Origin of the sequence: Streptomyces purpurogeneiscleroticus (genome assembly GCF_020024005.1) — a bacterium.
In the GTDB taxonomy this organism is placed as follows: Bacteria; Actinomycetota; Actinomycetes; order Streptomycetales; family Streptomycetaceae; genus Streptomyces; species Streptomyces purpurogeneiscleroticus.
The window spans coordinates 1-13,660 of the sequence record NZ_NHSG01000356.1 but is presented as its reverse complement, the minus strand read 5'-3'; the positions used below and the strand labels follow the sequence as shown (position 1 = coordinate 13,660).

The following is a 13,660-nucleotide window of genomic DNA, read 5'->3' as shown; positions in this document are numbered from 1 at the left end:
CCCGGGGGCCTCATCGGCGTCCACGGGGTCGGCGGTGCCCGCTTCGAGGGCGGGGCTCCGCTCGTCCGGCCCGTCGCCGGCGGTGCCGCCCTCCGGGGCCTCCGCGGTCTCGACGGTCCCGGTACCGGCGTCCCGTTCCCCGCGTTCCGCCGCCGGATGCGCGGCGAGCCAGCGGGAGATGGCGAGGCGGGCCGCGGGTGTGCGCGCGTACTCCAGCCACTGTGGGGAGGGTCCCGCTGCGGAGTCCGGGGCCATGAGGAGGTGCAGGCTGTCGCCGTCGAGGAGGATCGTCGAGAGGGTCGCCAGGCGGCCGTTCACGCGCGCGCCGATGCAACAGTGCGCCCCGGCCCCATGGAGTGCGTACGCGGCGTCCACGCAGCTCGCGCCCGCCGGCAGCCGGATCGCGCCGCGGTCGCCCGAGGAATCCGCCGCCGTCTCGCGCGCCGCCTCCGCTCCCCCGCCGAAGCCGCCGTCCGCGCGGAAGACCGTGATCTCCCGGTCCTCGGCCAGATCGTCCCGGAGCGAGGTCCAGAACGTGTCCGGGTCGGGGGCGACCCGCTGCCACTCCAGGAGCCGTGAGAGCCAGCCGGGGCGGGTCGGGTCCACCCGCTCCCCGTCGGGCGCCTCAGCGGCCTCCGACGGGCCGTACGGGCCGCCCTCCGCGGGAACGTGCGGGTTGCCGAGCGCGATCACCCCGGCCTCGGCCACCCGGTGCATCCGGTGGGTGCGGATAAGCGTTTCGGCAATCTCGCCGTGCTCGCTCGTCACGGCGGTGTGCAGGGACTGGTACAGGTTGAACTTGGGCGCCGCGATGAAGTCCTTGAACTCCGAGACGACCGGCGTGAAGCACGTGTGCAGCTCGCCCAGTACGGCGTAACAGTCCGCGTCCTCGGTGACCAGCACCAGCAGCCGCCCCAGGTCCGCGCCGGTCAGCTCGCCGCGCCCTATCCGCACCCGGTGCACCGAGACGAAGTGCCGCGGCCGGACGAGGACTTCGGCGTCGATGCCCGCGTCGTGCAGGACCGCGCGCATCCGCTCGGCGACGGCCGCGAGCGGGTCGGGGCGCTCGGCGTGCTGCCGCACGAGGGTGCGGGTGGCGGCGTACTCCTCCGGATGCAGGATCGCGAAGACCAGGTCCTCCAGCTCGGTCTTGAGCGCCTGGACACCGAGGCGTTCGGCGAGCGGGATCAGCACGTCGCGGGTGACCTTGGCGATCCTGGCCTGCTTCTCGGGGCGCATCACACCGAGGGTGCGCATGTTGTGCAGCCGGTCCGCGAGCTTGATCGTCATCACCCGGACGTCGTTGCCCGTGGCCAGCAGCATCTTGCGGAAGGTCTCCGGCTCGGCCGCCGCGCCGTAGTCGACCTTCTCCAGCTTGGTGACGCCGTCGACCAGGAAGCGCACCTCCTCGCCGAACTCCGCACCCACCTGATCGAGCGTCACCTCCGTGTCCTCGACCGTGTCGTGGAGCAGGGAGGCGGTCAACGACGTGGTCTCCGCGCCCAGTTCGGCGAGGATCAGCGTCACGGCCAAGGGGTGCGTGATGTACGGCTCGCCGCTCTTGCGCATCTGCCCCCGGTGCGAGGACTCGGCGAGCGCGTACGCCTTGCTGAGGACCGCCAGGTCGGCGTCCGGATGGTGGGCGCGGTGGACCTTGGCGACGTGCTCCAGGGCGTCGGGCAGGCCGTCGCGCGGCATGGGCCCCAGCAGCGCCGCGCGGCTGAACCGCCGCAGACCTCTCAGCTCCAGACGGGGTCGGCCGCGTTTGCGGGCCGGAACCCCTGCCGGGTGAAGCTCTGCGGGCGCACCGCTGGGTTCAGTGGCCTCTGCGCTCATGGGGCACCTCCGGCAGCATCGACCGGCGGCCGGACGCGATCAGACGGTGACGGCGGTGTCCGGGCCGGTGCTTGATGCTACCGAGCCCATCACGCACCGCTCACCGCCTCTCGCCCAGAGTGAAACGGATCACCCATTCGAGCGAACCTTCGGCGGTACCCCGTTACCGTACGAGGGTCGTTCCGGGGTGGCCCCGGAGCCGGCCCGCCGGCGGTCTCAGGCGCCGGCCGCGGCCAGCCAGGCGGGGTCGATCGTGCCCTCGGCGACGATCACCGCGGGGCCCGTCATCTCGACCGTGCCGTCCGGCAGCTCCGTGATCACGAGCCGGCCGCCGGGGACGTCGACGGTGTACGCGACGGGGCTGCCCGTGATCGCGGGGTCGTCGCCGTCCCGGCGGGCGGCGGCGACGGCGACCGCGCAGGCGCCCGTGCCGCAGGAGCGGGTCTCGCCGGAGCCGCGCTCGTGGACGCGCATCGCGACATGGCGCGGACCGCGGTCGACGACGAACTCGACGTTGACTCCGTCCGGATAAACGGCGGCGGGGCTGAACGGCGGAGCGCTGAGCAGGTCCCCGGCGTGGTCGAGGTCCTCGACGAAGGCGACGGCGTGCGGATTGCCCATGTTCACGTTGCGCGCGGGCCAGCTGCGGCCGCCGACCGTGACCGTGACCTGCTCCTCGGGGAGCTCGGCGCGGCCCATGGTGACAGTGACCTCGCCTGTCCCGGGGCCCGCGGCGTCCTTGGCGAGGTGCACGCGGCGCACGCCCGCCCGGGTGGCGATGGCCAGATCGCCGGGCTCGGCCAGCCCGGCGTGCTCGAGATAGCGCGCGAACACCCGGACGCCGTTGCCGCACATCTCGGCGATCGAGCCGTCGCCGTTGCGGTAGTCCATGAACCACTCGGCCTCGTCGGCCATGGCACGCGCCTCGGGGTGCGCCGCGGACCGTACGACGTGCAGCACGCCGTCGCCGCCGATGCCGGCCCGGCGGTCGCAGAGCCGCGCGACCAGGGACGCGGGCAGCTCCAGCCGCCCGTCCGGGTCGGGGACGATCACGAAGTCGTTCTCGGTGCCGTGGCCCTTGAGGAAGGCAATGCGCTCGTTGCTCACTCTTGAATCGTACGGGCCACCACCGACAGCGGCCGCATCCGGGCGCGCCGCGTACGGAGGCAGAGACGCCGCGTACCGAGGCGGAGCGGGCTCGCTCAGCGCAGCCGGGCCACGCGCCAGATCGCGAGGGCCGCGAGCACCAGGACGACCGCGACGTACACGGCCACCACCCGCCAGTCCGTGCGCCGGCCCGAGCCACGGGCCGCCAGGCCCGGCCAGGTGTGGCCGACCCGGCGGGCGGCCATCATGCCCCAGCCCGCCGCGCAGCAGCACAGCAGCAGTCCGAGCATCGCGAACACGGCGCCGCCGTCCCCGCCGAATTCGAACGCCAGCGGAAAGGCGAACATCAGTGAGCCGACGGCCGCCAGCCCCACGATGGGGGCAAGCTGCCACAGGCGGAGGCGACGCGGCGGCCGCAGCTCCCGGAAGGACGCGGCGTCCTCGGCCGGCCGGTCGTCCTCCGGCTGCGCGTCGGGCCCGTCCGAACCGTCCAGCACGGTCGCGTCCTCCAGGCCCGCGTCGCCCGCCGGCCCGTCGTCCGCCGTCAGCCGGTCGTCGTCCCCCGGGCGCTCCTCACCGGCGAGCAGGCCGTCGTCCGGGAACAGGTCCCTGTCCGGGAGCGGGGCGTCCTCGGCGTGGTGGCTCTCGGCGGCGGTCCTGTCGTCCCGCGGCAGTCCGGCGCCGTCGGCCGGTCCGGCGTCGTCGAGCGCCGGCGCCCGGCCCGTCCCGTGACCGGTCATCGGTTCCCCTTCGCCGCGCTGTTCGCGCGGTACTTCCGGCTGCTGCGCTCTGCTGCGAGGGCGGGCCTCCATCGCCAATGCCCTCCCAGTTCCAGACGCCACGGCTCGGTCGATGGTCGATAATGACACGCCCTCAGGGGGCCCGATGACGGCCGGAGCGTCCCGATGCCAGGACGTGATCAGGCTGTGACCGGTCGTTCGAGCAACGCCAGCGCGCGCTCCGGAAGTTCCCCGCGGACCTCGGCGGCACCGCTGAGCCAGTGGACCCGCGGGTCCCGCCGGAACCACGAGTCCTGGCGGCGCGCGAAGCGTTTGGTGGCGCGTACGGTCTCGGCCCGCGCCTCGTCCTCGGTGCACTCCCCCGCGAGGTACGCCAGTACCTGCTGGTACCCGAGCGCACGGGAAGCCGTACGCCCTTCGCGCAGGCCCTGCGCCTCCAGTGCGCGTACCTCGGCCACGAGCCCCGCCTCCCACATGCGGTCCACTCGTACGGCGATCCGCTCGTCCAGTTCGGGGCGGGCCACGTCGACACCGATCTGCACGGTGCCGGCGTAGACCTCGCGCTGGTCCTCGGGGCCGGGCAGATTCGCCGTGAAGGGGCGCCCGGTGATCTCGATGACCTCCAGGGCGCGGACGACGCGGCGCCCGTTGCTCGGCAGGATCGCGCGCGCCGCCTCGGGGTCGGCGGCCGCCAGCCGGGCGTGCAGTACGCCGCTGCCCTCCTGCTCCAGCTCGGCCTCCAGCCGGGCGCGCACCTCGGGGTCGGTCCCGGGGAACTCCAGGTTGTCCAGCGCGCCGCGCACGTAGAGGCCGGAGCCGCCCACCAGGACGGCGGTGCGCCCCTGGGCGAGCAGCCGGTCGATCTCGGCGCGGGCCAGCCGCTGGTACTCCGCGACACTCGCCGCCTGAGTGACGTCCCAGATGTCCAGGAGGTGGTGCGGCACGCCCTCCCGTTCCTCCTGGGTGAGCTTGGCGGTACCGATGTCCATGCCCCGGTACAGCTGCATGGAGTCGGCGTTGACGACCTCGCCGCCGAAACGCTGGGCAAGGGCGACGCCCAGGTCGGACTTGCCGGCCGCGGTGGGGCCGACGACGGCGATGACCCGCGGTGCGGGAACTGCGTTGTTCACCGCGCCAGTCTGTCAAACCGCGCGGGCGGTTTCGAACGAGGCGCCGCACGGCCCGCTCCCCGAAGGGTCTCGCACGGCGCGAGCAAAGCGGGGTTTGAGCCACAAGAGTAGGGTAAAGCCCAGGTATGGGCGTTTTGGAGCTATGCGTCCTCCGACCAAGGAAGGTGGCTCATGGGCCTGCTGGACAATCTCAAGGCCAAGGCCGGCCTCCTCAAGGGCAAGGCCGGTGACTTCGCGCACCAGCACGGTGACAAGATCGATCAGGGTCTGGACAAGGCCGGGAGGGCTGCCGACGCCAGGACGAAGGGCAAGTACAGCGGCCAGATCGGCACCGGTACGGCCAAGGCGAAGGAAGCCCTGCGCCGGATGTCGGAGCACCAGGGCAAGCACACCCGCGGCACGGACGGCGGGACCGCCGGGGGCCGGGGCACGGAGCGGCGGCCGGGCGACCCGATGTGAGACGGGCGGGGCCCACAGACCGGTGGCCGGGGATCCGAGTGGTCCCCGGCCACCGTCGTGTGCCGGTGTCGCGTGCGGGGCCCGTGGCGGGCCGGTCAGGACCAGGCGGCCACGAAGTACCCGACCCCGTACGGCGCCTCCTCGTGGAGCAGCTCGCCGCCCAGCCCGGCACCTTCCGCGGCCCCTGCCAGGACCTGCCAGCAGGCGCGGCCGGAGACCTTGAGCGACTGCGCGGGCTCCTCGTCCAGCGCCCCCAGTGCGGCGGCGTCCGCGCCGCCCAGCATGCGGGCCAGCTCCGCGTCGAACGCCTCGGCGCGCTCGTCGAAGTAACCGGGCGCCTTGACCGTACGGCAGGCGCTGCCGTCGCCCATCACCAGCAGTGCCACGCGCTCGGCCGACGCCGCGAGCTGACGTCCGGCGCCCAGGCACTTCTCCGGTTCGAGCGGTTCGCCCACCCCGAGGGCGGTCACGGGAACGCCGCGCCAGTCCGCGCGCTCCAGGAGCCACGCTCCGATGGCCAAGGAAGGCGGCAGCTGCCTGCCCTCCGCGGCGCCTTCGCCGTCCGGTGCGCCGAGTCGTACGGAGAGGTCCACGCCGAATCCGGCGAAGGACCCCGGGGTCCCCTCCTTGAACGCCCCGCGGCCTTCGGGCTCGGCGGGGCCGACGACGACCAGCCGGTCGGCCCGCGCGGCCGCGAGCACGCCGACCGCGTCCGTACAGGCGGCCCGCAGGCCGTCCAGTTCGGCCGCGGCACCGCCGGCGACCTCGGGGACGAGCAGCGGCGGACAGGGACACAGAGCAGCAGCTACGAGCATGGTCCGCAGCGTATCTCCGCCCCTGTGGGGCGTCCGTCCGCGGCCCCGTACCCGGCACGCGCGGCCGGTGCGGGAACGGGGCCGGGGAGGGTGCTCAGGAGGTCGGGCAGCAGCCGCCCGCCGGCTCCGCCGGAGCGGGCGCCGGGGCGCCGACCGTCGGCAGGCCGAGCATGACCCCGGCGGGCTGCGCCGGAGCGGCGTTGCGGCGCTCCCAGGCGTCGCCGGAGCGGGTCCGGCGGACCGCGACGGCCTCGCCCTCGGCGAGCAGGTGGTGCGGGGCCGCGTACGTGATCTCGACCGTCACCATGTCACCGGGGCGCACCTCGGTGGCCGGCTTGGTGAAGTGCACGAGGCGGTTGTCGGGCGCGCGCCCCGAGAGGCGGTGCGTGGCGCCGTCCTTGCGGCCCTCGCCCTCGGCGACCATGACCTCGACGGTGCGGCCGACCTGCTTCTTGTTCTCCTCCCAGGAGATCTCCTCCTGGAGGGCGACCAGCCGCTCGTAGCGGGCCTGGACGACCTCCTTGGGGATCTGCCCCTCCATGGTCGCGGCCGGAGTGCCGGGACGCTTGGAGTACTGGAACGTGAACGCCTGCGCGAAGCGGGACTCGCGCACGGTGTGCAGCGTCTGTTCGAAGTCCTCCTCGGTCTCGCCGGGGAAGCCCACGATGATGTCGGTGGAGATGGCCGCGTCCGGCATGGCCGCGCGGACCTTCTCGATGATCCCGAGGAAGCGCTCCTGGCGGTAGGAGCGGCGCATGGCCTTGAGGACGGTGTCCGAGCCGGACTGCAGCGGCATGTGGAGCTGCGGCATGACGTTCGGCGTCTCGGCCATGGCGGCGATCACGTCGTCGGTGAAGTCGCGGGGGTGCGGAGAGGTGAAGCGGACCCGCTCCAGGCCCTCGATCTTCCCGCAGGCGCGCAGCAGCTTGGAGAACGCCTCGCGGTCGCCGATGTCGGAGCCGTAGGCGTTGACGTTCTGGCCGAGCAGGGTGATCTCGGAGACGCCCTCGGAGACCAGGGTCTCGATCTCGGCGAGGATGTCGCCGGGCCGGCGGTCCTTCTCCTTGCCGCGCAGCGCGGGGACGATGCAGAAGGTGCAGGTGTTGTTGCAGCCGACCGAGATGGAGACCCAGGCCGCGTACGCGCTCTCGCGGCGGGTGGGCAGCGTGGAGGGGAACGCCTCCAGCGACTCGGCGATCTCGACCTGCGCCTCTTCCTGGACGCGGGCGCGCTCCAGGAGGACCGGCAGCTTGCCGATGTTGTGCGTACCGAAGACGACGTCCACCCAGGGCGCCTTCTTGACGATGGTGTCGCGGTCCTTCTGTGCCAGACAGCCGCCGACGGCGATCTGCATACCGGGCCGCGATGCCTTCTTCGGGGCGAGCTGGCCGAGGTTGCCGTAGAGCTTGTTGTCGGCGTTCTCGCGCACCGCGCAGGTATTGAAGACGACGACGTCCGCACCGTCGGCGCCCTCGGGCGCTGGCACGTACCCGGCGTCCTCCAGCAGGCCGGCCAGCCGCTCGGAGTCATGGACGTTCATCTGGCACCCGTGGGTGCGCACCTCGTATGTCTTCGCACTCATCTCAATCGACCAGGGTACGTGCTCCCGAAGGCCGTCCGCCCCCTCCGGGGGCATCCCGGAGGGGGCGGACGGCCAAGGGGCGGGCTCAGCGGCTCAGGGGCGCGCGGCGGGCTTCAGCTCGATGTCGTGGTGGACGTCGCCCCGGGAGGGGTCCACCGCCAGGAAACGCGCTGTCGGGGCGTGCGCCGAGCCGGAGGCGATCACGGTGTAGCCGCCGGGCTCCAGGCCCGTGATGCGGTAGCGGCCGCCGGTCGCCCGGACACCCGCGCGGCGCTTGCCGCGGTCGCTGACGACGGTGATCCACGCCTCGCAGCCGCCGGGGTGTTCCGGGCAGTGCAGGGAGCCGCTGACGGTGCACGTGCGGACCGGGGAGGCGGTACGGGCGGCGGAGGACGCCGTACGGCCGCGGGGCGCGGGAGCGGGCGACTGAGCGGCCGTGGCGTCCTGCTGCGGCGCCGGGGCGCCCGCCGTGGTCCCGGGGGCCGCCGGGACCTGCTTCGCGCCCGGCTCGCCGTCGTGCCGGGTGTGCGCCAGCCAGGCGGCCAGGGCTGCCTGGGTGCGGCGGTCCAGCGTGGACATGCCGTCCTTCGGTGCCGCGCTGTGCTTCGGGGCCGGGCCGGCTGCCGTGGCCGGCTCCGGTTCCGCGGCGGCGGTCGTGACGGTCAGCCCGCGGTCCTCGGCGTAACCGGCCAGCGCCTCGTCCAGCGCGGCCAGCTCCCGCAGCGCCCGGTGGAGACGGTCGGCGCGGGGCCCTGCCGGTGCGCGCAGCACCTCCTCCAGCTCCCGGATGAGCGGGCTGACGCGTACCCAGGTGCCGCCGGGCTCCCCCGTGGCGAAGCGCCGGTCGAGGGCGTGCAGGGACTCCACGAAGGTGGCGGTGATCCGCTCGACGCGCGAGCCCAGCTCCGGGGCGAGGTCGATGTCGATGTCAGCGGCCGCGGCGAGCGAGCGGGCGTGGCCGGTGGCGGCGGTGAGCAGCGCGAGGCGGTTCTCGGCGCCGCGGCCGCGGACGCCGATGGGCATCCGGACCAGCGGCCGGGCCACGCCGCGCACCTGGTACAGCGCCGCGTCCACACCACGGGCGGCGCCGCGCAGCCGTACCGGGGCGGCGGGGTCCTGCCAGCGCTCGGCTACCTGGGAGAGCAGGTGTTCCAGTGCCGAGACGTAGCCGCGCTCGGCCTCCTGGGCGATCTTGCGGGTGGAGACCGGGAAGATCAGCGCGGCACAGGCGGTGGCGATGACGATGCCGAGCCCGTTGTCGAGAAGCCGCTCACTGAGCAGCTTCTCCATGCCCGTGTACGGGGTGGACAGGCCGTAGAGCTGAACCAGGGCGGTGACCAGTCCGGCGACCCAGTAGGCGTACTGGCGCTGCATGCCCCATGAGCCGACGGTCAGTCCGGCCACGATGACGGCGAGCGTCCAGTAGATGTGCCCGGGGCCGATCAGGCGGAGCAGTACGACACCGATGACGGCACCGACGATGGTGCCCGCCATACGGTGGCCGAGCTTGCGCAGCCTTTCGTGGGTGGTGTTCGTTCCGAACAGCGTGATCATCACGCCGACCAGGCCCCAGTAGAAGCGCTGCGGATTGATGGCATCGGTGATGGGGCACACGATGGCGGCCGCGAGCCCGGCGTGCACGGGTGCGCGCAGGTACGGGACCGCCCGCCGCCAGCCCTTCTCGCTCTGGGCGGCGATGACCCGGCGGGCGACCGCTCCGGTGCCGGCCGGGCGGTTCTGCTCCAGCGCGACGGTGGGCTGGAAGGGCACCTTGGCGCGGGCGGCCGGCGCGTTCCAGCCGAGGTCGAGCCAGTGGGCGAGGGAGTCGGCGAGCGAGTCCAGGAGGTGGCCGACCCGGCGGGCCAGCGCGGCGGCCTCGGCCTCTTCGGAGCCCGCCTCGGCGGCCTCCAGTACGGCGGTGGCCTGCTGCTGGATGAGCTGGGCGGCCGGGCGCAGCGCGTCGGCCCGGCCCAGCGGGGTGTCCCGGGTGATGACCAAGCCGACGACCATGGCCTCCCGGAGGTGCGCCGGTGCCTGGAGGCGGGTCAGCTGCTGGACGCACTGGCCGATGCCCTTCAGGGCCAGCTCGGCGTCGAAGAGGTGGCGGTGGAGGAGCTCGGCGGTGTCCGGGGCGGCGGCGACCTCGGGCTGGGCGAGGCGGCCGTCGATGGTGACCGTGGTGACGTTCAGCCGGCGCAGGCTGCGCCGCATCCGCTTGACGGCGACCTCGTGGTCGGCGTCGGGGTCCAGCGCGTCGGTGGCGGCGTCGGCGACCCTGCGGGCCTCGACGACGAAGGCGCGCTGCGTACGAAGGAGGTCCTCGCGCGGCATCGGGTAGCACAGCGCGAGCCGGGTCAGCAGGACGGCGACGGCGGACACCAGGGCGACGACGAACATCTCGCCACAGAGGTTCAGCGGGACGTTCGCCATCATGCCGACCATGAAGGCGTTGAAGAGCAGCATGCCGCCCAGCAGCGCGAGGGTGCCGAACCGGGCGAGGAAGAACGTGACCGCGAGCGCGGCCACCATGATGGTGAGTTCGAGTACGCGGTACTGGTGCAGCCAGGCGGCGAGCGGCAGCGCGGCGGAGAACGGGAACGGCATCCACACGATGGCCTTGGTCAGCCGCTGCCAGGTGTTCTCGGCGACGGCGAACGCGCTCATCAGGCCCATCATGCCGCCGGCCATCATGCCCAGCATGGCGGGCAGGCCGAGCGCCACGGACATCCCGTAACCGGTCGCGAGCCCGGTGACCATGGCGACCAGCGTCCGCCACCCGGCCTGCAGCTGGCCGAGTCCGGGGTCGGCGGCGAGCACCCAGTCCCACCAGCGTCTCGGCCCGCCGACGCGCCGGGGTGCCACGGCGCTGTCGCGGGCCGGATCGCGGCCGGTACGGCCGTCGGTGAGGTCCGGGGTTTCGGTGGCTGGCGTGGTCAACTGACCTCCGGTTCGATGGCGTGCAGCACGGTCCTTACGGCATCCCGGGCGGCGCCCACGGCGCGCTCCGGTTCGTCGACGTTCGAACGCAGCCCTTCGAGGAGCGCCGCGGCCATCCGCTGCCGCGCGCGCTCCAGCAGCTCCCGGCCGGCGGGCGTCAGCGAGGTCTCGATACAGCGCCGGTCGTGGGCGCTGCGCTCGCGCTGGACGAGTCCGCGCTCCTCCAGCTCCTGCAGGACCACGGTGACCCGGGGCTGCGCGATCCCGGTGCGCGCGGCGAGTCCGGTGACCCGCAGGGGGCCGCCCTCCAGGGCGTCCAGGAGCGAGACGTGCGTGCGCGGCAGGCCGAATTCACCGAGCCGGAAGAGTGCTTGGGAGAGCCTGCCGATGCCCCGGAGGAGCCCGCGAGCGGCGTTCTCGATGCGCTGTTCGTCGGACGTCGACGATGAATGCATATAGCAATTATATAACAGGGACATGCACCCTCGTCACTGGGTGCTGCGCACCTCATGAGGACAGTCACCATGGGCCCCTCCCTTTCGGGGGCCGCGGCTGGCAGGATTCCGGCCATGGTCCACAGCCTTCCCCTGCCCTGCGGCCGCCGGGCGCTGCAGATGGCGGTCGCGGCGGCGGCCGTCGCCGGGCTGCTGCTGTGGTGCCTGCTGCCGGGCGGACCGCAGGCACCGGGCGGGCGGGTCACGCTGGCCACGGGGGTGCCGACCGGGGTGTACGCGCGCTACGGAGAGCTGCTGAAGCAGGACCTGGCGCACGACCTCCCGGACCTCGACGTCACCCTCTCCCGCAGCGAGGGCTCCGTCGACAACATCCGCAAACTCGTCTCGGGGCGCGCCGAGTACACCATCGCGGCGGCCGACGCGGTCGCCACGTACCAGGAGGCCCGCGGGCCGGGCGCCACCGGGCTGCGCGCGTGTGCACGCCTCTACGACGACTACATGCAGCTGGTCGTCCCGAAGAAGTCCAAGGTCCGCTCGACGCGCGATCTGAAGGGGCTGCGGGTCGGGGTCGGCGCCGACGGCTCCGGAGTACAGCTGATCACCCGCCGGCTGATGCGCGCGGCGAAGCTGGACTTCGACCGGGACATCCGCGCGGAGCGGGTCGGCATCGACACGATGCCGCGGCTGCTGGAGAGCGGGAAGCTCGACGCGTTCTTCTGGTCCGGCGGGCTGCCCACCACGGCCGTGAAGCGGCTGGCCGACCGCTTCCCCGTACGGCTGGTACAACTCGGCGACCTGGTGAAGCCGCTGCACGCGCAGGGCAGGGGCAGCCGCTACTACCGGGCCGCCGTGATGCCGGCGGACGCGTATCCGGAGGCCCAGGACGACCGGGCCGTGAAGACCATCGCGGTGGCGAATCTGCTGGTGACCACCGACCGCGAGGACCCGGACCTGACCAGGGCCATCACGCGGACGGTGATAGACAGCCGCGACCGCATCGGCCGCGAGGTGCACGACGCCCAGAAGGTCGACCTGCGCACCGCCGTCTTCACCGATCCCCTGCCGCTGCACGAGGGAGCACGGCGGTACTACGTCTCGGCCAAGCCGTAGGGGCCCGCGAAGGGCCCTCACGGGGCCGTCAGGGGGCCGCCGGGGCGTCCTGGTGCGGGCGGTCGCGCGGGACGGTGACAGTGACGCACAGGCCGCGTGGCACGTTCGGGGCGTAGGAGATCTCCGCGCCGCCCGCGGCGAGCATGGCGCGGGTGATGGACAGGCCCAGGCCGGATCCGGAGACGTTCTGATGGCGGCCGCTGCGCCAGAAGCGGTCACCGATCCGTTCCAGTTCCTCGTCCGTGAGGCCGGGGCCGTGGTCGGCGACGGTGATCCGGACGCACTCGCCGTCGGGGGCCGCGGCGACCGTGACCTCCTCGCCGGCCGGGGTGAACTTCAGGGCGTTGTCGACGACCGCGTCCAGGGCACTGGACAGCGCCACCGGGTCCGCCCAGCCCGTGACCGCGCCGTGCCCGTCGTACCGCAGCATCACGCCCTTGTCGTCGGCCAGCGGACGCCAGGCGTCGGCCCGTTCGGCGGCGAGCGCGGCGACATCGGTGAGCTGCAGGTCGGCCGGTGTGTGCTCGGCCAGCGCCAGGTCCAGCAGGCCGTCCAGGACCCGGGCCAGGCGCTTGCCCTCCGTACGCACGGAGGCGATCTCCTCGTTGTCCTCGGGGAGTTCGAGCGCGAGCAGTTCGATGCGGAGGAGAAGGGCGGAGAGCGGATTGCGGAGCTGGTGGGAGGCGTCGGCGACGAAGGCGCGCTGCTGCTCCAGCACGTCCTCGACGTTGTCCGCCATCTCGTTGAACGACCGCGCCAGCCTGCGCAGTTCCGGCGGCCCGGAACCGGCGACCACCCGGGACTTCATCCGCCCGGTGGCGATGTCGTGGGTGGCCGCGTCCAGTGTCCGTACGGGCAGCAGCACCCACCCCGTGAGCCGGAACGCGGCGCCGACCGCGACCAGCATGGCCAGCGACTCCCCCGCCACCAGCCACAGCCAGCCGTGCAGGATCCTCGAACGCAGCTGCTTCGTGGGCGAGTCGGTGAAGACCACCGCGACGACGTCGCCGTCCCGGATGACCGGCGAGGCGACCGGCAGCCGGCGGTCGTCCCACGGCCACGCCTGGTGCGGGTCGTGGCTGCGCCGCCCGGCGAGCGCCTCGTCGAAAGCCTGCCGCCCCTCCCCCTCACTCGGTATCCGCCAGCGCGCGGGCGCAGCGGCCATGGGGGTGCGATCACGGTAGAAGACACCGGCACGGATGCCGTAGAGATCGTGGTACCGCTGGAGCTCCGTACGGAGCGTGCTCAGCCGTTCGTCCTCGGCGGGCGCCCGGCCGTCGGCACCGGGCCGGGCGGTCACGAATTGCGCCAGCGAGGCGAAGCGCGCCGCGTCGTCGATCCGGTCCACCACCACCCGCTGCTGCTCGCCCGCCGCCTGGCTGCCGGCCAGCGGGAAGCCGAGCGCGAGCAGCACACCGGCCAGCAGCACGATGAGGAGCGGAAGGAGGCGGGTGCGCACGGTACTGGACGGGCGTCAGGAGGCCGGGGG

The 13,660-nt window shown here is 73.4% G+C and carries 11 protein-coding genes; 2 read left to right on the top strand and 9 right to left on the bottom strand.

Annotated elements, in window-relative coordinates:
• The 4 genes from CCS38_RS24425 to miaA all read right to left on the bottom strand — a co-directional run.
• Positions 1 to 1,836 (bottom strand): RelA/SpoT family protein (locus CCS38_RS24425; protein ID WP_223735450.1); only part of this gene is annotated, 1,836 nt, incomplete at its 3' end.
• A gap of 216 nt (positions 1,837 to 2,052) precedes the next feature.
• Positions 2,053 to 2,943 carry a diaminopimelate epimerase gene (dapF, locus tag CCS38_RS24420; protein WP_223735449.1) on the bottom strand — a complete coding sequence of 297 codons (891 nt, stop codon included), beginning with the start codon at positions 2,941 to 2,943 and terminating at the stop codon, positions 2,053 to 2,055.
• 95 nt (positions 2,944 to 3,038) lie between these two features.
• Positions 3,039 to 3,683, bottom strand: a complete 645-nt coding sequence (locus tag CCS38_RS24415) for a hypothetical protein (RefSeq protein ID WP_223735448.1) — start codon at positions 3,681 to 3,683, stop codon at positions 3,039 to 3,041.
• Positions 3,684 to 3,862: 179 nt separating this feature from the next.
• Positions 3,863 to 4,813: a tRNA (adenosine(37)-N6)-dimethylallyltransferase MiaA gene (gene miaA, locus CCS38_RS24410; RefSeq protein WP_223735447.1), complete on the bottom strand. Its 951-nt coding sequence runs from the start codon at positions 4,811 to 4,813 to the stop codon at positions 3,863 to 3,865.
• 171 nt (positions 4,814 to 4,984) lie between these two features.
• Here miaA and CCS38_RS24405 point away from each other — a divergent pair, with 171 nt between their 5' ends.
• Positions 4,985 to 5,272 (top strand): antitoxin, encoded by a 288-nt coding sequence (locus tag CCS38_RS24405; RefSeq protein ID WP_223735446.1) that lies wholly within the window; start codon positions 4,985 to 4,987, stop codon positions 5,270 to 5,272.
• Between the two features lie 95 nt (positions 5,273 to 5,367).
• Here CCS38_RS24405 and CCS38_RS24400 read toward each other — a convergent pair whose 3' ends face one another.
• From CCS38_RS24400 to CCS38_RS24385, 4 genes are all read right to left on the bottom strand, one after another.
• Complete coding sequence (locus CCS38_RS24400) at positions 5,368 to 6,087, bottom strand: class III extradiol dioxygenase subunit B-like domain-containing protein (protein WP_223735445.1); 720 nt, start codon at positions 6,085 to 6,087, stop codon at positions 5,368 to 5,370.
• Between the two features lie 94 nt (positions 6,088 to 6,181).
• Positions 6,182 to 7,669 (bottom strand): tRNA (N6-isopentenyl adenosine(37)-C2)-methylthiotransferase MiaB, encoded by a 1,488-nt coding sequence (miaB, locus tag CCS38_RS24395; RefSeq protein ID WP_223735444.1) that lies wholly within the window; start codon positions 7,667 to 7,669, stop codon positions 6,182 to 6,184.
• Positions 7,670 to 7,762: 93 nt separating this feature from the next.
• The gene (locus tag CCS38_RS24390) at positions 7,763 to 10,606 is read right to left on the bottom strand and encodes an FUSC family protein (protein ID WP_223735443.1); all 2,844 of its coding nucleotides are present in this window, start codon (positions 10,604 to 10,606) and stop codon (positions 7,763 to 7,765) included.
• Positions 10,603 to 11,061, bottom strand: coding sequence for a MarR family winged helix-turn-helix transcriptional regulator (locus tag CCS38_RS24385; protein ID WP_223735442.1), 459 nt, complete (start codon positions 11,059 to 11,061; stop codon positions 10,603 to 10,605). The genes CCS38_RS24390 and CCS38_RS24385 overlap by 4 nt, the downstream gene beginning before the upstream one ends.
• Positions 11,062 to 11,175: 114 nt before the next feature.
• Here CCS38_RS24385 and CCS38_RS24380 point away from each other — a divergent pair, with 114 nt between their 5' ends.
• Entirely contained in the window at positions 11,176 to 12,171 is a 996-nt protein-coding gene (locus CCS38_RS24380) for a TAXI family TRAP transporter solute-binding subunit (protein ID WP_223735441.1), read from the top strand.
• A 28-nt stretch (positions 12,172 to 12,199) separates the two neighbouring features.
• Here the strand turns inward: CCS38_RS24380 and CCS38_RS24375 are convergent, their stop codons facing one another.
• Positions 12,200 to 13,630, bottom strand: coding sequence for a sensor histidine kinase (locus tag CCS38_RS24375; protein WP_223735440.1), 1,431 nt, complete (start codon positions 13,628 to 13,630; stop codon positions 12,200 to 12,202).
• Between the last annotated feature and the right edge of the window lie 30 nt (positions 13,631 to 13,660).

Bases quoted from the DNA above. Each gene is read 5' to 3' on its own strand.
- CCS38_RS24415 (WP_223735448.1), bottom strand. From the start codon at position 3,683: ATGACCGGTCACGGGACGGGCCGGGCGCCGGCGCTCGACGACGCCGGA.
- CCS38_RS24385 (WP_223735442.1), bottom strand. From the start codon at position 11,061: ATGCATTCATCGTCGACGTCCGACGAACAGCGCATCGAGAACGCCGCT.
- miaB (WP_223735444.1), bottom strand. From the start codon at position 7,669: ATGAGTGCGAAGACATACGAGGTGCGCACCCACGGGTGCCAGATGAAC.
- CCS38_RS24380 (WP_223735441.1), top strand. From the start codon at position 11,176: ATGGTCCACAGCCTTCCCCTGCCCTGCGGCCGCCGGGCGCTGCAGATG.
- CCS38_RS24405 (WP_223735446.1), top strand. From the start codon at position 4,985: ATGGGCCTGCTGGACAATCTCAAGGCCAAGGCCGGCCTCCTCAAGGGC.
- CCS38_RS24400 (WP_223735445.1), bottom strand. From the start codon at position 6,087: ATGCTCGTAGCTGCTGCTCTGTGTCCCTGTCCGCCGCTGCTCGTCCCC.